Consider the following 20,699-nt stretch of genomic DNA (forward strand, 5'->3'; position numbering starts at 1 on the left):
GCCCGCACGGTCCGGATGACCGGTTCGACGCGGACGGGCAGGACCTGTCGGCCGCCGGGCCGCACACGCGAACACCCGTGACGCGGTCGCGTCCCGCCCGTGCTGCTCCCCGATGTGCCGCCATGCGAGTCGGAAACGAGACACGAACGGCGCTCTCCTTCGTCAGGTCCCGCGACTCGCATGTGACGAGGTGTTTGCTTGCCGACATCTCATGCCACCGTCTCGCACACCGCGGCGCGGCCACGAGGGTGACCGGGCGGCCCGGAGTGCTCGCACAAGGGTGTGGGTTTTCCTCTTCTACGAGTTGGAGGCCGGCATGCGGTTGCTGTTGATTCATCCGAGCGCTCTGATGTACTCGGAAATCTTCCTGCGTCTGGAGCCGCTGGGTCTCGAGCGTGTTGCGGGTGCCGCACGGGAAGCGGGTCATGAGGTGCGGGTCATCGACCTGCAGACCGAGTCGCATACGGCGCTGACGCGGCTTCTGGAATCCTTCCGGCCGGAGGCCATCGGCGTTTCGCTCAATTATCTGGCGAACATTCCCGAGGCGATCGAGATCGCCCAGGACGCCAAGCGCAGGCTGCCCGGCGTCTTCGTCTTCTTCGGCGGGCACAGCGTGTCCTTCGTCGCCGACGACGTCCTGGAACAGGCCGACGGCGCCGTGGACGCGGTGGCCCGCGGCGAGGGGGAGACGGCGATCGGGCCGCTCCTGGACGCCGCCCGCGACGGCGGCCTGTCCTCCGTGCCCGGGGCGGTCACCCTGGAGGGCCGGGGTCCGGCGCCCACGATGCTGCACAGCATCGATTCCCCTCGCCCCGCCCGCGATCTCCTGCGGCACCGCCGCAGCTACTTCATCGGCGAGCTCGACCCCTGCGCCTCCATCGAATTCACCCGCGGCTGCCCCTGGGACTGCTCGTTCTGCTCCGCCTGGACCTTCTACGGCCGCAGTTACCGAAAGGCTTCCCCGCAGGTCGCGGCGGAGGAAATGGCGAGCATCCGGGAGCGGAACGTCTTCATCGTCGACGACGTCGCTTTCATCCGTCCCGAACACGGTGACGGGATCGCCGCGGAGCTGGAACGCCGCCGTATCCGGAAAAGCTATTACCTCGAGACGCGTGCCGATGTCCTGCTGCGCAACAGGGAGATCTTCGAACGCTGGTCACGGCTCGGCCTGAAATACATGTTCCTCGGTATGGAGGCGATCGACGCCGAAGGGCTCGACCTCTACCGGAAGCGCATCAGCCCTGATGAGAACTTCCACGCCCTCGAGACGGCGCGGAAGCTCGGTATCACCGTCGCCATCAATCTGATCGTCGATCCGGCCTGGGACCGGGAGAGGTTCCGGATCGTCAGGGAATTCGCTCTTTCGGTACCGGAGATCGTCCACCTCACCGTGATGACTCCGTATCCGGGGACGGAGATCTGGCACACCGAGGCACGGAAGCTGACGACCCGCGACTACCGGCTCTTCGACATCCAGCACGCCGTCGTGCCGACGACGCTGCCCCTGGACGAGTTCTACCGTGAGCTGGTGCGCACGCAGTCGGTGATCAACCGCAAGCACCTCGGGCTGCGGACCGCGTTCGGCGCCGCGCGCATCCTGGCGGCCAACCTGGCCCGCGGCCAGACGAACTTCGCCCGGATGCTGTGGCGCTTCAACCGGGTCTACAACCCCGCGAGGCAGGTGGCGGACCACGGCCGCCCGGTGCGCTTCGAGCTGCCGCTGCCCCGGCACGTGGAGGTGGAGGACCGCCGGCAGCTGTACATCCACGCGAAGCCGACACCGCAGGGCCGAAAGGACGCCGCGCAGAACCCCGACGCCGTGCCGGAGTAGGGGTGCGGGCGCGGCGCGCGCCGTGGCCGGGAACTGATCGTGGCTGGGCCGGGGCCGGGCCGGGCCTGACCACGGAGTCTCGGATAGGGTGATTTGGTATTAAATGATCCATTTGTAGTGAGGTCTCATATTGGACGCTCACCGGCCGGCGGGCCAGGCGCCGCCCGTAGGCGCTGTCGGATACGCGGGTGTGCTCCGCGAGCTGCTTCCGATCGCGCTGTGGAGAGAGGACGCGGACGGACGCGTCGTGGAGTGGTCCCTGGCCGCCCAGGACCTGCTCGGGCACCGGCCCGAGGACATTCTCGACCGGCCCGCCTCCGCCTTGCTGGTCCCGGAGGGCAACGGACCTCTGGCCGATCAGCTGACGCGGCGCGTCCGCGCCGGGGAGACCGTGGTCGGGACCCTTTCCGTGCGCCACCGTGACGGCCACCGGGTGACCATGGAGATGTGGATCGTCCCGGCCGCCGACGCGCAGGGGCGGGCGGGGGCCCTCCTGATCGCCGTGGAGACCTCTCAAGTGCTGCGGATGCGGGAATCACTGGCGGCTCTGGAAAGTCTTTTCACCCAGTCGCCCATCGGCCTGGCCACCCTCGGCACCGATCTGCGCTTCCTGCGGGTCAACGACGCCCTGGCCCGGATGAACGGTGTCTCCGCCGCCGAGCATCTGGGCAAACGGCTGACGGAAGTGGTCCCCGGCGTCAACGCCGCGGCGCTCGAATCGACGATGCGAGAGGTTCTGGACCGGGGCACCGCGGTCGTCGACGTCCGCCGCACGGGCCGTACCGCCGCCGACCCGGACCAGGAGCGGACCTGGTCCTGCTCGTACGCTCCGCTGGTCGACGGCTCCGGCCGGACGCTGGGGCTGATCGCCTCCCTCATCGACATCACCGTGGGCCAGCAGGCCGAGATCGAGGCGGAGCGCGCCCGGCGCCGCTTCGCCCTGCTCGCGGAGGCCGGTACCCGTATCGGCACCACCTTGGACTTGCGGCAGACCGCCGAGGAGGTGGTGCAGGTGCTGGTGCCCCAGCTCGCCGACTCGGCCGATGTTCAGCTTCTCGAAGAGCTCATCGAACCGGACGAGTCCGCGGCGTCCACGCACGGTGTGGTCCGCCGGATGGCTGCCGCCTTCCCCGATCCGTCCGCCCCTACGGCGAAGCTCGTGCCCGGCATGACGTCCCGGATCCCGCACGGATCCCTCTATGAGCGGGTCATCGCAGACGGGCGTCCGACCGATCTGTACCGCTCGGACGTGCCGGCGTTGATCACCGATCCCCGGGCCGACGACCTGCGTGCGTACCTCAAGACCCTCGGCTCGGCGCGGCTGATCCCCCTGGTCGCGCGGGGCAAGGTGCTCGGAGCTGTCGTGGTGACGCGGCTCAGCAGTCACGAGCCCTTCGACGAGCAGGACTGCGTGCTCATCGACGAACTCGTCGCGCGAGCGGCACTGAACATCGACAACGCGCTCATGTACACCCGCCAGCGCGCGGCGGCCCTCACTCTGCAGCGCAGCCTGACGAACAGCGAACTCCCCACGGTCAGCGGCCTCGAGCTCACCGGCCGCTACCTGCCCGCCAGCGAACACGATGTCGGCGGCGACTGGTTCGACGTGATCACGCTGCCCCAGGGCAGAACCGGACTGGTCATCGGCGACGTCATGGGCCACGGCATCCACGCCGCTGCCGTCATGGGGCAGCTGCGCACAGCGGTGCGGACGCTCGCCCGGAGCGACATCCCACCCGCGCAGGTGCTCCGCTCGCTCGACGCCGTGGTGGCGGACATGGGACAGGACGAAATGGCGACCTGTGTCTACGCCGTCCACGATCCCGTGTCCGGCGGATGCCTGATCGCCAGAGCCGGCCACCCTCCGCCGGCCGTCGCGTCGCCCGGCGGAGCGATCACCTACCTGGACGGCCCACCGGGCACTCCGCTGGGGACGGGAGGGCAGGACTTCCGCGCCGAACAGGTCCGGCTGCCTCCCGGCAGCCTGCTGGTCCTGTACACCGACGGCCTGATCGAGGCCCGCGGCCGGGACCTCGATCAGGGCCTCGACCAGCTCGCCCATGCCCTGCGGGACCATGATCAGCAGCCGCTGGCGGAGCTCTGTGACAGCGTCCTGCGGCAGCTGCTGCCCGTACGCCCGCAGGACGACGTCGCGGTGCTGATGGCGCGGCCACAACACGCGGAGGGCGGCGGTGGGGCGGGACACCCGGTCAGGCGAGGGCGTTCACCGCGGCGGTGAACAGGCGTGGGAGTCTTCGAGCCGTGGGGACGATCAGCCGGGCCAGCAGGGGCTGCTGCCGGGCCCGTACGAGGCAGTCGGTCAGCAGCCGGTGTCGCCGGGTCGCGGCCCTCCAGGCGGACTCGTAGGCAGCGGGCGTCCCGCGCCGAAGATGGTCGACCAGCACTTCGGCGCCCGCCAGGGCCAGTGAGATGCCTTCTCCGGTGATCGCGTCGATGTATCCGGCGGCGTCGCCCACCAGCAGCACGCGACCGTGGACGCGAGTGCCGGCCGTCTGACGCAGCGGGCCCGCGCCGCGCACGTCCGTCACGGCCGCCTCGGCGTGAAGCCGGGCGGCCAGTTCGGGGAAGCCGGCCAGCTGTGTGCCGAACGGCGAGCGCTGAGAGGTCAGCAGGGCCACGCCCACGAGCCGGGGGCCGAGCGGTGTCACATAGGCCTCCCCGTGCGGGCCCCAGTGGACTTCCACGTACGGGGACCGCGACGGCACCGCGTAGTGCCGGCGCAATCCGTACCGAGGGGTGCCACGGCTGGTGGTCACCAGGCCGAGCGACCGCCTCACCGGCGAGTGGAGGCCGTCCGCGGCGATCAGCCATCTGGCGCGCAGTCCGGTGCCGCACTCGGTGACACCCGTGGCGTCCTGGTACACGCCTTTGACCCGGAGGGGCAGCACGGTGACTCCCTCGTCGACGACCGCCGTATGGAGAGCCTGATGGAGGCTGGTACGGCGCACGCCGAGGCCGTGTCCCTGCCGGAACGCGGCCTCGACCGCTCGCGTGCCCTGCACGTAACGGATGCCGGCGATCGGTTGGCCGGGGACCTTCAGACCCAGCGCTTGCAGCGCCCGTACCGCGCCGGGCATGAGTCCTTCGCCGCACGCCTTGTCGATCGGCGCGCTGCGCGGCTCGGCCACGACGACGTCGAAGCCCGCCCGCGCGGCGTGCAACGCGGTGGCCAGGCCGGCGGGCCCGCCTCCGACGACCAGGAGGTCGTGGGTCGGCCTCATGCCGTCACGGCTTGGGCGAGGGCGGTGTTCTCGCAGCGGACGCGGACGCCCATCAGTACCGCGTTGGCCGCGGTGAGCACGATGGCCGTCAGCCATGCGGAGTGCACCAGGGGCAGTGCGGCGATCTCCGCGACGACAGCGACGTAGTTGGGGTGGCGGGCGAAGCGGTAAGGCCCTGCCCGCACCAGGCGCGCCCCGGGAACCACGATGACGCGGGTGTTCCAGTAGGGGCCGAGTGTCCTGATGCACCACCAGCGCAGTGCCTGGGCCAGCACGACGATGCCCAGCATGGACCAGCCGAGGGCGGGGAGGAACGGCCGGTCACCGATCGCCACCTCGATCAGGCAGCCCGCGAGCAGCGCCGTGTGAAGGGCCACCATGACGGGGTAGTGTCCGCGGCCGTGCTCGACGCCGGCACGGGCGAGGGTCCAGGCGGCGTTTCGCCTGGCCACGACGAGTTCGACGACGCGTTCCGCCGCGACGGCGAGAACGAGCAGGGTGTACCAGAGCATCAGCGTTTCCTCACCAGCGCAGGAGGACGAACTCGGTGCAGAACCCCGGGCCCATGGCTAGCAGTACGCCCCAGCTCCCGGGCTCGGGGCGCCCGCTTCTGCCGATGTCCTCGAGAAGCCTCAGTACGGAGGCGGAGGACATGTTCCCCACGCTCGCCAGTGACCGCCAAGCGGACTCCAGGGCGCCTTCGGGCAGGTCGAGCGTGTCGGCGACAGCGGAGAGCACCTTCGGGCCCCCGGGGTGGCAGATCCAGGTGCCGACGTCGTCCGGGCCGAGGCCGTGGGCGGCGAGAAAGGCCCGTAGGTCCGGGCCGAGGCGGGCCCGGACGATGTCAGGGATGCCGGCGTCGACGACGACGCGGAAGCCGCTGGCGCCGATCTTCCAGCCCAGCAGGTGTTCGGTGTCCGGATACAGCCTGCCCTGTGTGGCCACGACCCGCGGCCGGCCGGCGTCCGGCCCTGCCGCCCGGCCGCCGCGTGCGACGACGGCTGCCGCACCGTCCCCGAAGAGTGCCCCTGCCACGAGGTTGGCGAGCGATCCGTCGCGCTGCTGCAGTGTCAGCGAACAGAGTTCGACGCTGAGAAGTACAGCGGTGTCCTCCGGATGGCCGCACAGGTAGTCGTGGATCCGGCCGAGACCTGCGGCACCCGCGACGCATCCCAGGCCGAACACGGGGATCCTCTTCACGTCGGGCCGCATTCCCACACGAACGGCGAGGCGGGCATCGAGCGAGGGAGCGGCGACTCCTGTGATGGACGTGCAGACGAGGAGGTCCACGTCCGCCGCTGTGATCCCGGCGCTTTCCAATGCGCCCACCAGCGCTTCCTCACCGAGCTCGAGACCGGCCTCGATCCAGGCGGCGTTGGACTGCCCGAAGTCGGTCAGCGCCGGGTACCGCTCGATGGGCAGGGCGAGGTGGCGGGTACGCACCCCCGCCGACCGGTGCAGGCGGCGCAGCAGGCTCCGGTCCTCGCCCGGCCGCAGGCACAGATCGCCGATCAGCTCGGTCAGGTCGCTCTGGGCGTACCGGTGCGACGGCAGAGCGGTCCGTACGGCGACGACGGTGGTGGTCCGGTTCGACGCGAAGGAGGGGGCGGGGGCCGTTTCATCGAGCGCGGGGACACGCATACCGGGATGTCTCCTCACGGTCGATCCGGTCATTACCTTGCACCCGTGTCTCTATACCCCTCCGCAACTTCCCTTCGGGCGACACACCGGCTACTGGTGTTGCTGCGTGCGTGCCACCCGGAGGCTACGGTCGCCGTGACGGTGTTCGTCACCGCACTGGCCCTGTCGGCCGGCCGCGGGCCGGCCGGTTCGCTGGGCGTCGCGGCCGCGGTCCTGGCCGGACAGCTTTCCGTGGGGTGGTGCAACGACGCGGTCGACGCGCGACGGGACACCGCCGTCGGCCGCCGGGACAAACCGGTGGCGGCCGGCGCGCTGGCGCGGCCCGTGGTGACGAGGGCAGCCGCGGCGGCGCTCGTTGTCTGCGTCCCGCTGTCCCTGCTGAGCGGGGTGACGGCGGCGGCGGTGCATATGGCCGGAGTGCTGGCCGGAGGCTGGGCCTACAACCTCCTTCTGAAAGGCACCGTGCTCTCCCCGCTCCCCTACGCCCTCGGGTTCGCCTCACTGCCCGCGTTCGTCACGCTCGGCCTGCCGTCCGAGCCGTGGCCCGCCTGGTGGGCGACGGTCGGGAGCGCCGTGCTCGGCGTCGGGGCACACCTCGTGAACGTCCTCCCGGACATCGACGACGATCTGGCGACCGGTGTCCGGGGCCTGCCGCAACGCCTGGGCGCCACCGCGTGCCGGTGGCTTGCTCCTGCGGTGATGCTGACGGCTCTCGGCGTGCTCACCGCCGGGCCTCCGGGCACGGCCGGAGTGATCGGCTGGGCGGTTGCGGCCACGGCCGCGTGTGCGGCGGTGGCTGCCACGGCCATGCTTCACGGCAACAGGAAGTGGCCTTTCCGGGCCGCGATCGCTGTGGCCGCGCTGGCCGTGGTGCAACTGCTGCTGCGGGGCACGGACATCGCCTGACACCACGCACGTGCGCTGCCGTAGCGGGCGGCGCCGCCATCATGGTGGTGCTCCTCGGAGGCCCGCTGCTGTTCATGTGGCTCGGCGCGGACCGGGGCCTGTGGGTCACGGTGGCACTCTGGGCCTGCTGCTGATCACCGTGGCGGCGTGGCTGCGAGCAGCCCTGCGGCAGTGACGGGGGATCACGTCGGCAGGTGCGGGAAGCGGAACTCGGTGCGGCTGGTCATCGTCGCGCCGGGGCGCAGGACGGTGCTCGGATAATCAGGGCGATTGGGCGCGTCAGGGAAATGCTGGGTCTCCAGGCACACGGCGCTGTGGCGGCCGAGGCTGCGTCCGTGGCCGTCCATGAGGGAGCCGTTGAGCTGGTTGGCGGTGTAGACCTGGAGGCCTGGTTCCGTCGTCCACACCTCCATGACCCGTTCGGCGGCCGGGGCAGTGAGCCGCGCGGCGCGCCGGAGGATGCCGGCGGGGGCGGCCGACAGGACCCAGCAGTGGTCGAAGCCCCCGGCCCGCTCCATCTGGGCGTCCGGTGCGGACAGCCGGTCCCCGAGCAGCTGGGGCGTCGTCAGGTCGAAAGGTGTGCCGAGAACTTCGAGTGCCCGGCCTGTCGGGATGCCGTCCTCACGGACCGGCAGGTACGCGGAGGCGTCGACCTGAAGGGTGTGGGACAGGATGTCGCCGGTTCCTGCGAGGTTGAAGTAGGCGTGGTTGCAGAGGTTGACCACCGTGGGCCGGTCCGTCTCCGCTGTGAAGGACAGCGAGAGGGTGCCGGAGGAGTCGAGCGCGTAGGTGACGGCGACGTCGAGCGCGCCGGGAAAGCCCATCTCCCCGTCCGGGCTGTGCAACGAGAGCCGCACCGCGGCCCTGTCGTCCTCGACCAGCGGGACGGCATTCCAGACCTTCGTGTCGAAGCCTTCCGGGCCGCCGTGCAGCGCGTGCCCGCGGTCGTTGACGGGGACGTGATGGGTCGCCCCGTCGAGGGCGAAGCGGCCATGGGCGATGCGGTTGGCGTACCGGCCGATGATGGCGCCGAAGTAGGGGCTCTTCTCCGCGTACTGGTCGGCGGAAGGCAGGGAGAGGACCACGGAGGCGGTGTCGCCCGCGGTGTCGGGTACGCCGAGTGCGTGCAGGATGCCGCCGTAGGTGAGGATCTCGGCGTACGCACCGGTGCCGGATTCCAGTCGCCACAGGCCGACGTCCTCTCCGCTCGGCGTACATCCGAACGGCCTGTGATGCGCGGTGGGTCGGGGCATGATGAGTCCTCGTGGCGAGTGGTGTCCCCAAAGAACACGGTTGGCCGGTGGGGGTCTGATCCCGGTGGTCGCCGGGCGGATGCCGGTTCGTCGCCGGCGGATGCCGGTCTCCCTACGTCGCCGGTGCGGAGCCGGTCTCCTGAGCCGGTACGCGGGCGTCCTCCTGAGCCGGGTCGCGGCGGGCCTCCCGCCGCTCCGCGGGGCCGGTCGATTCACGGACCACGAGCCGGTAGCCGGGTCTCGCCCTGCGTGGCTCGGCCATGACGTGACCGGCTAGCCGTTCGACAAGGCTGTCCACGGCCAGCCGGGCGATGGCCTGCTTGTCGGGAGAGATGGTGGTGAGTGTGACGCTGCCGTAGCGGCTCTCCTCGATGTCGTCGAAGCCCACCACGGCGACGTCGTCCGGGACGGTGAGTCCACGCTCGGTGAGCGTGCGCATCGCCCCCATGGCGATCAGGTCGTTGTAGGCGAACACGGCGTCGGGGCGCCGGCCCCGGTCGAGCAGGGCGGCCATGGCGGCGGCGCCGTCGGCGCGGCCGTAGCCGTCGGTGGCGACGACGAGTGTCTCGTCCGGTTCCCGGCCGGCGGCGGCGAGTTCCTCGCGCCAGCCGCGCAGTCGCAGGTGGGCTGGCCGGCGCTCGCGGTCGGTACGTGAGCCGAGGAAGGCGATGCGTTCGCGGCCCAGGCCCAGCAGGTGGCGGACGGCGGTGCGGGCGGCGGCCACGTTGTCGATGGCGATCTGGTCGTACGGGGCCTCGTACTCCCGCTCCCCCAGCAGCACCAAGGGCGAGGTCTCCTGACGAGCGATCAGGTCCTCGGTCTCCAGATGGATGGGGCTGAGGATCAGCCCGTCGATGACGTGCGACCGGAACTCCTGGCTGACCAGGAGCTCCCGCTCGCGCAGGCCGGCGGTGTGATCGACGAGCACCGTGTAGTCGTGGCGGGCGGCGGCGTCGATGACGGCTCCGGCCAGCTCCGCGAAGTAGGGGTTGCCGAGTTCGGGAACGGCGAAGGCGATGATGCCGGTGCGACCCTTGCGCAGATGGCGTGCGGTGAGGTTGGGACGGTAACCGAGTTCGTCGATGGCCTGCTGCACCTTGGCGCGCATGCGCGGTGTGACATGGGGATAGTTGTTCACCACGTTCGACACGGTCTTGATCGACACGCCCGCCCGCTGCGCGACGTCCTTGAGGCTGACGCCCACGGCACTCCTTGTGTTCGACTTGAGCCGACCGGAAGGCGGCCGGGTTGTCCAGCTCCTGGGGTGGTTGCCCGGGCGGCGGCCCGCGGATCTGGTCCCCCGGGGTCCGCGGGCCGCCGCCCGGTTCAAGCGGTTCTTCGGCTTCGCGCCAGGTACCGCTGCGCGACCACGACGACGATGAGGAATCCGCCACTGACCACGGACTGGTAGGACGAGTTGAGCGAACCGATCTGGTTGATGAGATTCTGGATCACCGCCAGCAGGAGCACGCCCCACAGGGTGCCGCTGAGGGAGCCGGCGCCGCCGACGAGGAGCGTCCCGCCGATGACGACGGCGGCGATCGCGTCGAGTTCCATGCCGACGCCGATGATGGTCACGCCCGAGGAGAGCCGTGCCGCGTTGATCGCCCCGGCCAGGCCGGCCAGCAGGCCGCTCAGCAGATAGACGGTGAGCTTGACGCGTGCCACGGGAAGCCCCATGAGCAGGGCGGCGTCGCTGCTGCCGCCCACCGCGAAGAGCGTCTGACCGAACGAGGTGCGCTGGAGGACCACGCCGCCGGCGGCGAAGAGCACCAGGGCGATCAGGATCGGATGGCCGAACCCCCAGACGCTGCCCTGGCCGAGCTCGGCGAACGCCGAGTCCTTGGGCACCAGATAGGTGGTGGCGCCCTCGTCGGTGATGGCGAGCAGCAGTCCGCGGGCGCCCAGCAGGGAGGCGAGCGTGACGATGAAGGGAGCCATGCCCACGCGGGCGATGAGCACTCCGTTGAGCGCGCCGATCGCTCCGCAGACCACCAGCGGCACCAACAGCGCCGGGAGTACGCCCCATTGGGAGGCCCATGCGGCGAGTACGCCGCCGAGGGCGAAGACCGAGCCGACGGACAGGTCGATGCCACCGGTGATGATCACCATGGTCATGCCCAGCGCGACGATGGCGAGGAAGGACGCCTGCACCGTCACACCACGGGCGTTGTCGAGCGTGGCGAACGTCGGGTAGACGAAGGACGCGATCACGACAACGAGGAGCAGGACCGCGAGCACGCCCTGCCGCTGGACGAGCGAGGCGACGCGCTGTCCGCCGGACACGCTCCCGGCTTCCGGGCCGGCCTGCCCGCCGGGCCCGGGCGACGGTGCTCGTGTCCCGGCGGGGTCGAGGACTGAGGAGAGTTTCATCGGGATCGGCGCTCCCGTGCGACGTAGACGGCGACGATGATGATGGCCGCCTGGGCGATCTGGGCGGTCGAGTCGGGCAGGTCGTGCTTGACGAGCGTGGCGCGCAGCAGCTGCATCAGCAGCGCTCCGGCGACGGTGCCCAGCACGCGGATGGAGCCACCGCTGAGCGGAGTCCCGCCCACGACCACCGCGGTGATCGCGGACAGCTCCATCAAATTGCCCAGGGAGGACGGGTCGCTGGCGGTGAGGCGGGCGGTGGCGAGGATGCCGGCGAGCGCCGCGAGCACGCCGCACAGGATGTAGACGCCGGTGAGGACGCGCTTGACGGGCAGGCCCGCCAGGGCCGCCGCGGGCCGGTTGCCGCCGATCGCGACGACCTGCCGTCCGAAGGTGGTGCGGTGGACGAGGAAGGCGACGGCGAGCGCCAGCCCTCCGGCGATGAGTACGACGAGCGGGATGCCGAGGAAGCTTCCGGTGCCGAGGGCCAGCAGGTCGGGGTTGGAGATCTGCTTGAGCTGCCCGTCCGCCATGACCAGGGCGATCCCCCGGCCTCCGACGAAGAGCGCGAGTGTCGCGACGATGGGTTGCAGGCCCACGACCGATACGAGGGTGCCGTTCACCGCGCCGACCACCGCTCCTGCGAGGAGCGCGATCAGCAGGGCGGGAACGAGGCCGTAGCCGAGGTAGAGCGGCAGTACGGCTGCCGCCAGTGCCATGGCGGAGCCCACCGACAGGTCGACACCCTCGGTGCCGATCACCAGCGCCATGCCCAGGGCCACGATGACGACCGGGGCGACCTGGATCAGCTGGGTGCGGAGGTTGTCGGCGGTGAGGAAGTGCTCGGTGAAGAAGGCGTTGAAGAGGAGGAGCGCTGCCACCGCCGCGTACACGCCGTACTCCTGGAACCACGCGGGTCCGGGCAGCCGTGGCAGGCTCCGCCCCGGCGGTGCGGGGGCGTGGGTGGTCATCGGAGGTCCTCCTTGACGGCCGGGGCGTCGGCCGCGAGATCGGCGGGGGCATCGGCTGCGGCCCGGTCAGGAACAGGGGCCGGGGCCGGGTCCGAGGCTGGGTCCGGGGCCTGGTTCGGGGACGGGTTCGGGGACGGGTCCGGGGACGGGTCCGGGAGCGTGGCTCGGCCCGCGGCCGGGGCCTGCTCAGGAACCGGGCCCCCGGCCGGGGCCGGGGCGAGCGGGTCGGTGGCGTCGGACTCGACGTCGGCTCCGGCTCCGGCTCCGGCATCAGCGTCGGCGTCGGTGCTTCCGCCGGTCTCCGCCTCCGGCGGGACCGGCGCGGGCGCGTGGTCGGCGAGCACCGCGAGCAGCGCGGCCTCACTGACCTGGTCACCCGTCAGCTCGCCTGCCGTCGCCCCGCCCCGCAGGACCACGATCCGGTCGGACCCTTCGATGAGTTCCTCGATGTCGGAGGAGATCAGCAGCACGGCGAGCCCTTCCTGCGCGAGCTCGTCGATGAGCGCCTGCACCTCGGCCTTGGCGCCGACATCGATGCCCCGAGTGGGCTCGTCGAGCAGCAGCACCTTGGGTTCCAGGCACAACCAGCGGGCGAGCAGCACCTTCTGCTGGTTGCCGCCTGACAGTTCGCCGACCTTCTGCTCGGGGCTCGACGCCTTGATGCGCAGACGCTTCATGAAGATGTCGACGATGCGGTCCTGCCGCTTGCGGGAGACGATGCCGCCGCGGGAGAGCCGGGGCAGGGCGGCGAGCACGATGTTCTCTCGTACAGAGAGGCCCGGCACGATGCCCTCGGCCTTCCTGTCCTCGGGCAGCAGGCTGATCCCGGCGCGGACGGCGCTCGCGGAGGAGATCCGGCGGAGCACCCGGCCCGCCACGCTGATGGTTCCCTTGTCCAGGGGCAGCGCGCCGGCGAGCGCCTTGGCCGTCTCGCTGCGTCCGGACCCCAACAGGCCGCCGAGACCGAGCACTTCGCCGGGGTGCAGTTCCAGCGATATGTCGTCGAGCCGGTGCCTGCTGGTCAGTCCGTCGGCGGTGAGGACCGGCTTGCGCGCGATGTCGTGGCCCTCGTCGCCGAAGCTGGTCACACCGTGCCGGCGGACCTCGGTGATCTCCCGGCCGAGCATCATGGACACCAGCTGCACACGCTCGAGGTCCGCCAGGTCGCCGGTGTGGATGTGCCGGCCGTCGCGGAGCACGGTGACGCGGTCGCAGATGCGGTACAGCTCGTCCATGCGGTGGCTGACGTAGAGGACGGCGATGTTCTGCCGGCGCAGGTCGCCGATGACCCGGAACAGGGTCTCGACCTCGCGCGGCTCCAGGGACGAAGTGGGCTCGTCCATGATCACCACTTGGGCGCGGACCGACACGGCGCGGGCCAGCGCGACCATCTGCTGGGTGCCGACGCCGAGCGTGTGCAGGGGCCGGCGGGGGTCCACGGTGACGCGGAAGCCTTCCAGCAGGGTGGCGGCCTCGCTGTGCATCCGCCCGAAGTCGATGAGTCCCAGTCGGGTTCTCGGTTCGCGGCCGAGGAAGATGTTGCGGGCCACGCTCATCAGGGGGACGAGGTTCACCTCCTGGTAGATCGTGGAGATGCCGGCCTGCTGCGCCTCGAAGGGCCGGGCGAAGTGCACTTGCTGACCTGACAGCAGCAACTCGCCACCGTCGGGGCGGTGGACGCCGGTCAGCACCTTGATCAGCGTGGACTTGCCCGCCCCGTTCTCGCCGACGAGCGCGTGGGTCTCTCCCGCACGCAGGGTGAACGAGACGTCATCGAGGGCAACCACGCCCGGGAAGCGTTTGCTGACGCCGCGGGCCTCCAGCACCGTCGGCGTGAGCGACGGCGGTTCGCCGGTCGCCGCGGACGCTGCCGCTTCGGGGGATGCCATGAACTCGGCCTTCCGGAGATCGTGTGGGATGGTTTCCGGGCCGCCGCGGCCAGGAGCACCGCGGCGGCCCGGAGCAAGCTCGGTCAGTACGCTCCGCCGATGGACGCCTTGGCGTTGGACTCGTCGTAGGAGCGGTCGCTGATGATCACGTTCTCCGGGATCTCCTCACCGGCGTAGAACTTCTGCGCGGTGGCGAACGCGAGCGGACCGAAGCGCGGGTTGGATTCGATGACCGCGTTCAACTCGCCGTTGACCAGGGCCTGGACGGCGTTGCGCGTGCCGTCGATGGAGACCACCTTGACGTCCTTGCCGGGCTTCTTGCCGGCGGACTTCAGGGCGGTGACGGCGCCGAGTGCCATCTCGTCGTTCTCCGCGTAGACGGCGGTGATGTCCGGCTTGGACTGGATGAGCTGCTCCATGACCTGCTGGCCCTTGTCACGGGCGAACTCGCCGGTCTGCTGGGCGACGATCTCCAGACCGGGCGCCTTGGCGGCGACCTGGTCGACGAAGCCCTTGGTGCGGTCGGTGGTGACGTTGTTGCCCGATGCCCCGAGGAGGATGGCGACCTTGCCCTTGCCGCCGGTCGCCTTGATCATCGCGTCGGCGGCCCGCTTGCCCTGTTCGACGAAGTCCGAGCCCAGGAAGGCCAGATAGTCCTTGCAGGCGCCCGCGTTGACCTTGCGGTCGATGGTCAGGACGGGGACCTTCTTGGCCGCGGCGGCCTTGAAGGCGGGCTCCAGGCCGTCGGAGTTCAGCGGGGCGACGATGAGGAACTGGGCACCCTGGGCGAGCATGTCCTGGATGTCGCTGATCTGCTTGGACAGCTGGGACTGCGCGTTGGTGGTGAGCAGCTTCTTGACGCCCACCTTGGCGGCCTCGTCCTTGATGGACTGCGTCTCCGCGATACGGAAAGGGTTGGCCTCCTTCTCCGACTGGGAGAAGCCGACGACCGCGTCCTTCAGGTCGAGCTTCGGGGCACCGTAGGTCTCGAGCGTGCATCCGGAGCCGGAGCTGCCGGCGGGCGTCTCGGCCGCCTGGGCGGCCTGGCTGCTGTCACCGCCGGCGTTGCTCGTGGTCTCCGACTTGGCGCAGCCGGACACGGCCAGCGTCGCGGTGGCGGCCAGCAGACAGGCGACGGTGAGCGAGCGAGATTTCTTCGGGATGGTCATCTCAGGACACTCCTAGGCGGGGGTGAGCGCACCGCCGAGTGGCGTGCGATCGGGCAGCGTGGGTACGGAGAGTCAGCCTGCGCCCAGTCCGGCAGGCTCGATCAGAAACAACTCTGACCTGGGGAAAAGAAGCTGGAACGCGTCCGAACGGCCGTTGGCGACCCCGGGTTTACAACGTTATATAACCGTCGGTCGGCATGCGGCAAGGGTGTTGCGCGACGTTTCCCGAATGCGCCGGGACAAGGGCCCGTTGACGGAAGGAGCGGCCCCCGGAGCCGGCCTGCGCGGGGCCTGGACAGCCGTCGGGTGGCGTGCTCTCATTCCGCTGCACACAGTTTTCCAACGATGGAACAGTGGCCGGCGAGGGACATCGGCCGCTGTCTGCGCCGGTGCCCTGCCCACGTGGGCGGCCGACGGCCCTCGGCCCGCTCCGACGAGCGTGCTCGGACCTAAAGGCCGCCTTCCTCGAGGGCGGACACCCCCCATCACCGGATCCCATCAGCGCATCCACTCCTCACAGGCCCGGCTCCGATCCCTCTGTGCGAGGAAAGATTCGATGACAAGACAACTCACCCGCCCCCGAACCAGGTTGTGGGCGCTGCTCACCGCAGCCGTACTGACGCTGCCGGTCAGCAGCCTGGTGCCCACCGCGTCGGCCGCCGAGCCGATCAGCACCGTGTCCGCGTCCGCCGCCGAGAACGCCGCCATCGAGGTGCACGGCCTCAAGGGCGAGTACTTCAGCATGTCGGCGCCCGGCGCCCGGGACTTCGCCGACCTCGGCGGCGTATCACTCGATCCGCAGATCAACTTCCCCGGCCTCGCGGCCACTTTCGAGTCACTGACCGGGCGCGCGGAGCACACCACCGCCCGCTGGACAGGGATGATCGAGGCGCCCGCGACCGGGGACTACACGTTCTACGGCATCGGCGACAACGGCTTCCGGCTGTTCATCGACGGCAAGCCCGTCATCGACCACTGGGAGCCGGACTGGGACAGGGAGCAGACCAGTGCACCGGTCAGGCTGACCGCCGGCCAGAAGCTCGAGTTCCGTCTGGAGATGTTCCAGGACTTCGGCGGGGCGAACATGTTCCTGCGCTGGTCGAGTCCGTCGATGGGCAAGCAGCTCGTGCCCGAGTCGGCCTTCACCCCGCCCGCCGGCTTCCAGGTCTACCCGGTGGAGCTGTCCGTCGCCGAGGACGGCCGGCAGCTGCGGGCGCGGTTCGAGAACAAGGTCGGCGACATCGAGGCGGTCAAGGACCACCTGAAGATCGAGGCCGACACGACGGCCATGCCGATCAAGTCGGTCGCCGTCGACTCCGGCGACCCCAACTCCCTGCTCGTCACCCTCGCGGCGCCGATCCAGAAGAACCAGCAGGTCAAGGTGACGTATGACGGTGAAGGCGGCCTCAAGGCCGGCACCGGGACCGTGCCGCAGATCATCCGCTCGGCGCAGAACGCCTCCACCCACCGGCTCACCACGGCGTGGGGCGACAAGGTCGACGAGAACAACCCGCTGCCCGAGTACCCCCGCCCGCAGCAGGTGCGCGGCAAGTGGAAGAACCTGAACGGGCCCTGGCAGTTCAGCGGCGCCGAGGCGGGTGAGCAGCCGGTCTTCGGCAAGGATCTCGACGAGAAGATCGTCGTACCCTTCCCGGTCGAGTCGCAGCTGTCCGGGCTCGAGCGGCACGAGGACCACATGTTCTACCGCAAGCTGGTGAACGTGCCCCGGGACTGGAAGGTCGGCAAGGGCAACCGGCTGAAGCTCAACTTCACAGCCGTCGACTACCGGGCCCGTGTCTGGGTCAACGGCAAGCAGGTCGCCGAACACACCGGCGGCTACAACGCCTTCAGCGCCGACGTCACCGACGCGCTCAAGGGCACCGGACCGCAGGAGATCGTCGTCGCCGTCACCGACACCGGCGGCGCGAACCAGCCGATGGGCAAGCAGTCCACCGACCCGAGCGGCATCTTCTACACCCAGACGTCGGGCATCTGGCAGACGGTATGGATGGAACCCGTCGCCGACACCTCGATCGACAACGTCGTCACCACGCCCGACATCGACACCAGCACCCTGGCGGTGACCGTCGAGTCCGACGACGCCTCCACGAACGCCCGCGTCGAGGCCGTCGCCCGCAACGCGAACGGCGAGGTCGTCGGAAAGGTCAGCGGACCCGCCAACAGCAAGCTGCGGCTGCCCGTGGCGAAGCAGCACCTGTGGACCCCGGACGACCCGTACCTCTACGACCTCGACGTCAAGCTGACCGACGGCAGGTCGACCGACAGGATCGACAGCTACTTCGGTATGCGCGAGATCGGGATCGAGAAGGTCGGCGGCTTCCAGAAGCTCGTGCTCAACGGCAAGCCGATCTTCTCCCTCGCCACGCTCGACCAGGGCTTCTGGCCCGACGGCCTCTACACCCCGCCCAGCGACAAGGCCCTGGCCTTCGACCTCCAGGCCCACAAGAAGCTCGGCTTCAACGCCGTCCGCAAGCACATCAAGGTGGAGTCGCCGCGCTGGTTCTACCACGCGGACCGGCTCGGCCTGCTGGTCTGGCAGGACTTCGTCTCCGGGAACATCACCAACGAGACAGGTCAGAAGGCCTTCGTCGACCAGGGCCGGGAGATGATGCGCCAGCATCACAACTCGCCCTCCGTCATCGGCTGGATCGTCTTCAACGAAGGCTGGGGCGAGTGGAACCGTGAGGAGAGCGGCCGCATCGCCGAGTCGGTCAAGGCCGCCGACCCGTCCCGTGTCGTCAATGCCCACAGCGGCGTCAACTGCTGCAATTCCAAGGGCGACTCGGGCAAGGGCGACATCATCGACCATCACGACTACAACAACACCGACCCGGCCTTCCCCGACGCGAACCGGGCCGCGATGGACGGCGAGCACGGAGGCTTCACGCTGCGCACCCCGGGCCACATGTGGCCGGGCGCTCCCACGGTGATCTACAGCGGTGTGGCCGACAAGGACGCGCTCACCCGCAAGTACGTCGAGAACACCGAGAAGTTCTACCTCGAGCAGGCCGGCGCCGAGCTGTCCGGCTCCGTCTACACCCAGATCTCCGACCTGGAGAACGAGCTCAACGGGCTGTACACCTACGACCGCCGGGAGATCAAGGTCGACCCGGTCAAGGTGCGCGACATCAACCGCAGGATCATCGCGGCCGGCGCCGCGGCGGGCGAGCGTGACGAGTTGAAGGGCGGCGGGTACTGGGCCCTCGACGAGGGCCAGGGGACCACCGCACGCGACGACGGTCCCAACAACGAGCCCCTGAAGCTCACCGAAGGCACCACCTGGACCCCGGGCGTCAGCGGCAGCGCGCTGAAGTTCGACGGCCAGGGCCAGTTCGCCCAGACCGAGGGCCCGGTGCTCGACACCACCAAGAGCTACTCCGTCTCCGCCTGGGTCACGCTCGACGCGGTCCCCGGCAACTACGCGACCGCCGTCAGCCAGGACGGCCGCCGTCAGGAGAACCCGTTCTACCTCCAGTACGGACAGGGCGCCTTCGCCTTCAGCACACCCGGCGGCCACCGCGCCCGCGTGGAGACGGTGCCCGAACTGGGGCGCTGGTACCACCTCGTCGGTGTGCGCGACACCGCGAGCAACGACATCAAGCTGTACCTCGACGGCACACTGGTGGCGACCGCCGAGCCCGGCCCCGCCGACGTCAGCACCGGCCCTCTGTCCGTCGGCCGCGCCCGGTGGAACGGCGGGAACGTCGACTTCTGGAACGGCGCGATCGACCAGGTCCACGCCTTCGACAAGGCACTGACGGCCGAGGAGGTGAGCGCTCTCCACGCCGGTGAGAAGCCGTAGCCCCAACGGCTGAACGGTCCCCGGCGAGCGGTCTCGACTGCTCGCCGGGTGTACCCACCGTCGGGGCATGTCAGTGCTCCGGACAGCATCGCCGCACTTCGCGCGGCGAGATGGTGGTTCCGGGTGGCTGTGAACGGACCCGGCTGGAACGCCGTCGCGGTGACATCGCAGCGTGCTGCTCACTGGGTCACCACCTCCAGGACGGCCTTCCCGGAGATCCGGCGCCCGCGAAGCGCCTCGGCCGCCTCGTCGAAGCGGTCCCAGGACCCTTGGCCGCCGATCTCGACGGTGACGGCCCCCTCAGCGGCCAGTTCGGCAAGGACGGCAAGGTCCCCGCCGGTGTCGCCCTCTGCACCTCGGGGAAGAGGCGATCGTGGAGGTGACGGGGCTGCGCAATCCGTGCTCACAGTGCCTTCGAGCTGGCGCGGAACGCGGGAGGCACGCAGTTCACGCAGGTCGGGGATGTGTCACCGGCACCCGGTGTCTCACAATCAGCCCCGTTCGAAGCAGTGAGAGTGGCCGATGACGGAGAAGCCGCGGCGTTCGTACCAGTGTCGTGGCCAGTCCCTCGCATCAGCGGTCAAGAACCGGGTATCGCAGTCCATGTCGGCGGCCAGGTGCAGGGCGGTGGTGAGGACGGCATCTGCGTAACCGCGCCTGAGGTGGGCCTCCGAGGTGATCAGGTCCTCGATCTGGGCGGTGCCAGTTGCCGGGTCCAGATAGAGGTCGGCCCAGGAGGCGACCTCGCCCTCCTCCGTGCGGGCACCGAGGAAGTGGACGACGTCGGCCCCGCGGCGGCGGGCGTCGCGTCGGTCGACGAGGTGGCGTATGACCTCGTCGTCGACGTCCGGAAGGAGGCCCCGCCATCGCCGGGTGAGTGGGATGCGTATCGCGTCGAGGTCCATCTCCTCCGCGGGCCCGCCGGCCGGCACCGGGCCTGCGTGCAGCATGACCAGATAGGTGGAGTGGGCGTATCCCGCCCGGGTCAACAGCTCTGCACACGCCATTCCGACTTCGTCGTCAAGGACGGAGATCAGTCGGTGTGGCAGATGCCCCAGTGCCTCCTCCGCGATGGCGGGCAGGGCCTCGGAATCAACGGCCGTGTCGATGATGACCTGATTGTTCGCGCGGGAATGTGCGAAGGCGTCGTCATATACGGCGAACCCGCCTGGGAGGTCGACGATGCGCGCGGCCTGACGGCGGGCGAAGGCCGACAGGAAGGAGTTGATCCGCTGTAGTTCTGAGTTCGGCATGGGGGGAGCGTAGGCAGCCGTGGACCATGGCCGCCTACGAATTACCCCCGGTGGGGCGAAGGCTTCGCGGGGACCTTCAGGCCGTCATTTCCGCTTTGGGGCCTGCGCCGGCGTCGAGCTGGGTGAAGTCGACGTCTCGAAGGTGGCCTTGCCTCCAGCTGACGGCACGGTGCCGGTCGCTCGCTGCTTCGGGGTGTCCTGCGGAAGCCCGAAACCCATCAGCAGCACGACGGTGATGAGCATGGTGCCCGCGAGCCAGTACAGGGCGCGCGAGGCACGCAAGCCGTAGCCGGACAGCGCCCAGTATGCGGACAAGAGGCTCCGCTCGCTTCGGGGATGTCGTCGGCGTGC

The 20,699-nt window shown here is 70.0% G+C and carries 15 protein-coding genes and 1 pseudogene; 4 read left to right on the forward strand and 12 right to left on the reverse strand.

What is annotated here, in order from left to right:
- Positions 1 to 316 precede the first annotated feature (316 nt).
- Positions 317 to 1,831 carry a hopanoid C-3 methylase HpnR gene (hpnR, locus tag ACIPJI_RS23515; RefSeq protein WP_402248548.1) on the forward strand — a complete coding sequence of 505 codons (1,515 nt, stop codon included), beginning with the start codon at positions 317 to 319 and terminating at the stop codon, positions 1,829 to 1,831.
- Positions 1,832 to 2,021: 190 nt separating this feature from the next.
- Positions 2,022 to 4,070: a SpoIIE family protein phosphatase gene (locus ACIPJI_RS23520; protein ID WP_402248550.1), complete on the forward strand. Its 2,049-nt coding sequence runs from the start codon at positions 2,022 to 2,024 to the stop codon at positions 4,068 to 4,070.
- On the opposite strand, the gene ACIPJI_RS23525 is transcribed toward ACIPJI_RS23520, so the two are convergent.
- Genes ACIPJI_RS23525 through ACIPJI_RS23535 form a run of 3 tightly spaced genes read right to left on the reverse strand, consistent with a single transcriptional unit; the run spans position 4,042 to position 6,714 of the window.
- On the reverse strand, positions 4,042 to 5,073 hold the full coding sequence (locus ACIPJI_RS23525; RefSeq protein ID WP_356619281.1) for an NAD(P)/FAD-dependent oxidoreductase: 1,032 nt from the start codon (positions 5,071 to 5,073) through the stop codon (positions 4,042 to 4,044). The two genes, ACIPJI_RS23520 and ACIPJI_RS23525, sit on opposite strands and share 29 nt — an antisense overlap.
- Positions 5,070 to 5,585 (reverse strand): isoprenylcysteine carboxyl methyltransferase family protein, encoded by a 516-nt coding sequence (locus ACIPJI_RS23530; protein WP_402248552.1) that lies wholly within the window; start codon positions 5,583 to 5,585, stop codon positions 5,070 to 5,072. The genes ACIPJI_RS23525 and ACIPJI_RS23530 overlap by 4 nt, the downstream gene beginning before the upstream one ends.
- Positions 5,586 to 5,595: 10 nt before the next feature.
- Positions 5,596 to 6,714 (reverse strand): 3-oxoacyl-[acyl-carrier-protein] synthase III C-terminal domain-containing protein, encoded by a 1,119-nt coding sequence (locus ACIPJI_RS23535; RefSeq protein ID WP_356619277.1) that lies wholly within the window; start codon positions 6,712 to 6,714, stop codon positions 5,596 to 5,598.
- Positions 6,715 to 6,849: 135 nt separating this feature from the next.
- On the opposite strand from ACIPJI_RS23535, the gene ACIPJI_RS23540 reads away from it, so the two are divergent.
- Complete coding sequence (locus ACIPJI_RS23540) at positions 6,850 to 7,620, forward strand: UbiA family prenyltransferase (protein ID WP_402248554.1); 771 nt, start codon at positions 6,850 to 6,852, stop codon at positions 7,618 to 7,620.
- Between the two features lie 182 nt (positions 7,621 to 7,802).
- On the opposite strand, the gene ACIPJI_RS23545 is transcribed toward ACIPJI_RS23540, so the two are convergent.
- The 6 genes and pseudogenes from ACIPJI_RS23545 to ACIPJI_RS23570 all read right to left on the reverse strand — a co-directional run bounded on the left by ACIPJI_RS23545 (position 7,803) and on the right by ACIPJI_RS23570 (position 15,272).
- A complete protein-coding gene (locus tag ACIPJI_RS23545) occupies positions 7,803 to 8,873 on the reverse strand; it encodes an aldose epimerase family protein (protein WP_356619273.1) in 1,071 nt (356 codons plus the stop codon).
- Between the two features lie 112 nt (positions 8,874 to 8,985).
- The gene (locus ACIPJI_RS23550; protein ID WP_356619271.1) at positions 8,986 to 10,077 is read right to left on the reverse strand and encodes a LacI family DNA-binding transcriptional regulator; all 1,092 of its coding nucleotides are present in this window, start codon (positions 10,075 to 10,077) and stop codon (positions 8,986 to 8,988) included.
- 122 nt (positions 10,078 to 10,199) lie between these two features.
- The gene (locus tag ACIPJI_RS23555) at positions 10,200 to 11,246 is read right to left on the reverse strand and encodes an ABC transporter permease (RefSeq protein WP_402248557.1); all 1,047 of its coding nucleotides are present in this window, start codon (positions 11,244 to 11,246) and stop codon (positions 10,200 to 10,202) included.
- Complete coding sequence (locus tag ACIPJI_RS23560; protein WP_402248559.1) at positions 11,243 to 12,214, reverse strand: ABC transporter permease; 972 nt, start codon at positions 12,212 to 12,214, stop codon at positions 11,243 to 11,245. Before ACIPJI_RS23560 ends, ACIPJI_RS23555 begins: the two co-directional genes overlap by 4 nt.
- 305 nt (positions 12,215 to 12,519) lie before the next feature.
- A pseudogene (locus ACIPJI_RS23565) lies at positions 12,520 to 14,103 on the reverse strand (sugar ABC transporter ATP-binding protein); the annotation flags it as partial.
- Positions 14,104 to 14,186: 83 nt separating this feature from the next.
- A complete protein-coding gene (locus ACIPJI_RS23570) occupies positions 14,187 to 15,272 on the reverse strand; it encodes an ABC transporter substrate-binding protein (protein WP_307709963.1) in 1,086 nt (361 codons plus the stop codon).
- 556 nt (positions 15,273 to 15,828) lie between these two features.
- Between ACIPJI_RS23570 and ACIPJI_RS23575 the strand changes: the two genes are divergently transcribed.
- On the forward strand, positions 15,829 to 19,095 hold the full coding sequence (locus tag ACIPJI_RS23575; protein ID WP_402248561.1) for a LamG-like jellyroll fold domain-containing protein: 3,267 nt from the start codon (positions 15,829 to 15,831) through the stop codon (positions 19,093 to 19,095).
- Positions 19,096 to 19,274: 179 nt separating this feature from the next.
- Here ACIPJI_RS23575 and ACIPJI_RS23580 read toward each other — a convergent pair whose 3' ends face one another.
- The 3 genes from ACIPJI_RS23580 to ACIPJI_RS23590 all read right to left on the reverse strand — a co-directional run bounded on the left by ACIPJI_RS23580 (position 19,275) and on the right by ACIPJI_RS23590 (position 20,663).
- Positions 19,275 to 19,502, reverse strand: coding sequence for a hypothetical protein (locus ACIPJI_RS23580; protein ID WP_402248563.1), 228 nt, complete (start codon positions 19,500 to 19,502; stop codon positions 19,275 to 19,277).
- Positions 19,503 to 19,586: 84 nt separating this feature from the next.
- A complete protein-coding gene (locus ACIPJI_RS23585; protein WP_402248565.1) occupies positions 19,587 to 20,348 on the reverse strand; it encodes a GNAT family N-acetyltransferase in 762 nt (253 codons plus the stop codon).
- Between the two features lie 84 nt (positions 20,349 to 20,432).
- Positions 20,433 to 20,663: a hypothetical protein gene (locus ACIPJI_RS23590; protein ID WP_402248567.1), complete on the reverse strand. Its 231-nt coding sequence runs from the start codon at positions 20,661 to 20,663 to the stop codon at positions 20,433 to 20,435.
- Positions 20,664 to 20,699 lie beyond the last annotated feature (36 nt).

The organism is Streptomyces sp. NPDC086835 (genome assembly GCF_044745705.1).
In the GTDB taxonomy this organism is placed as follows: Bacteria; Actinomycetota; Actinomycetes; order Streptomycetales; family Streptomycetaceae; genus Streptomyces.

Coding starts and splice junctions, on each gene's coding strand:
- ACIPJI_RS23530 (WP_402248552.1), bottom strand. CDS start 5,585: ATGCTCTGGTACACCCTGCTCGTTCTCGCCGTCGCGGCGGAACGCGTC.
- ACIPJI_RS23585 (WP_402248565.1), bottom strand. CDS start 20,348: ATGCCGAACTCAGAACTACAGCGGATCAACTCCTTCCTGTCGGCCTTC.
- hpnR (WP_402248548.1), top strand. CDS start 317: ATGCGGTTGCTGTTGATTCATCCGAGCGCTCTGATGTACTCGGAAATC.
- ACIPJI_RS23560 (WP_402248559.1), bottom strand. CDS start 12,214: ATGACCACCCACGCCCCCGCACCGCCGGGGCGGAGCCTGCCACGGCTG.
- ACIPJI_RS23555 (WP_402248557.1), bottom strand. CDS start 11,246: ATGAAACTCTCCTCAGTCCTCGACCCCGCCGGGACACGAGCACCGTCG.
- ACIPJI_RS23525 (WP_356619281.1), bottom strand. CDS start 5,073: ATGAGGCCGACCCACGACCTCCTGGTCGTCGGAGGCGGGCCCGCCGGC.
- ACIPJI_RS23575 (WP_402248561.1), top strand. CDS start 15,829: ATGACAAGACAACTCACCCGCCCCCGAACCAGGTTGTGGGCGCTGCTC.
- ACIPJI_RS23545 (WP_356619273.1), bottom strand. CDS start 8,873: ATGCCCCGACCCACCGCGCATCACAGGCCGTTCGGATGTACGCCGAGC.
- ACIPJI_RS23535 (WP_356619277.1), bottom strand. CDS start 6,714: ATGCGTGTCCCCGCGCTCGATGAAACGGCCCCCGCCCCCTCCTTCGCG.
- ACIPJI_RS23570 (WP_307709963.1), bottom strand. CDS start 15,272: ATGACCATCCCGAAGAAATCTCGCTCGCTCACCGTCGCCTGTCTGCTG.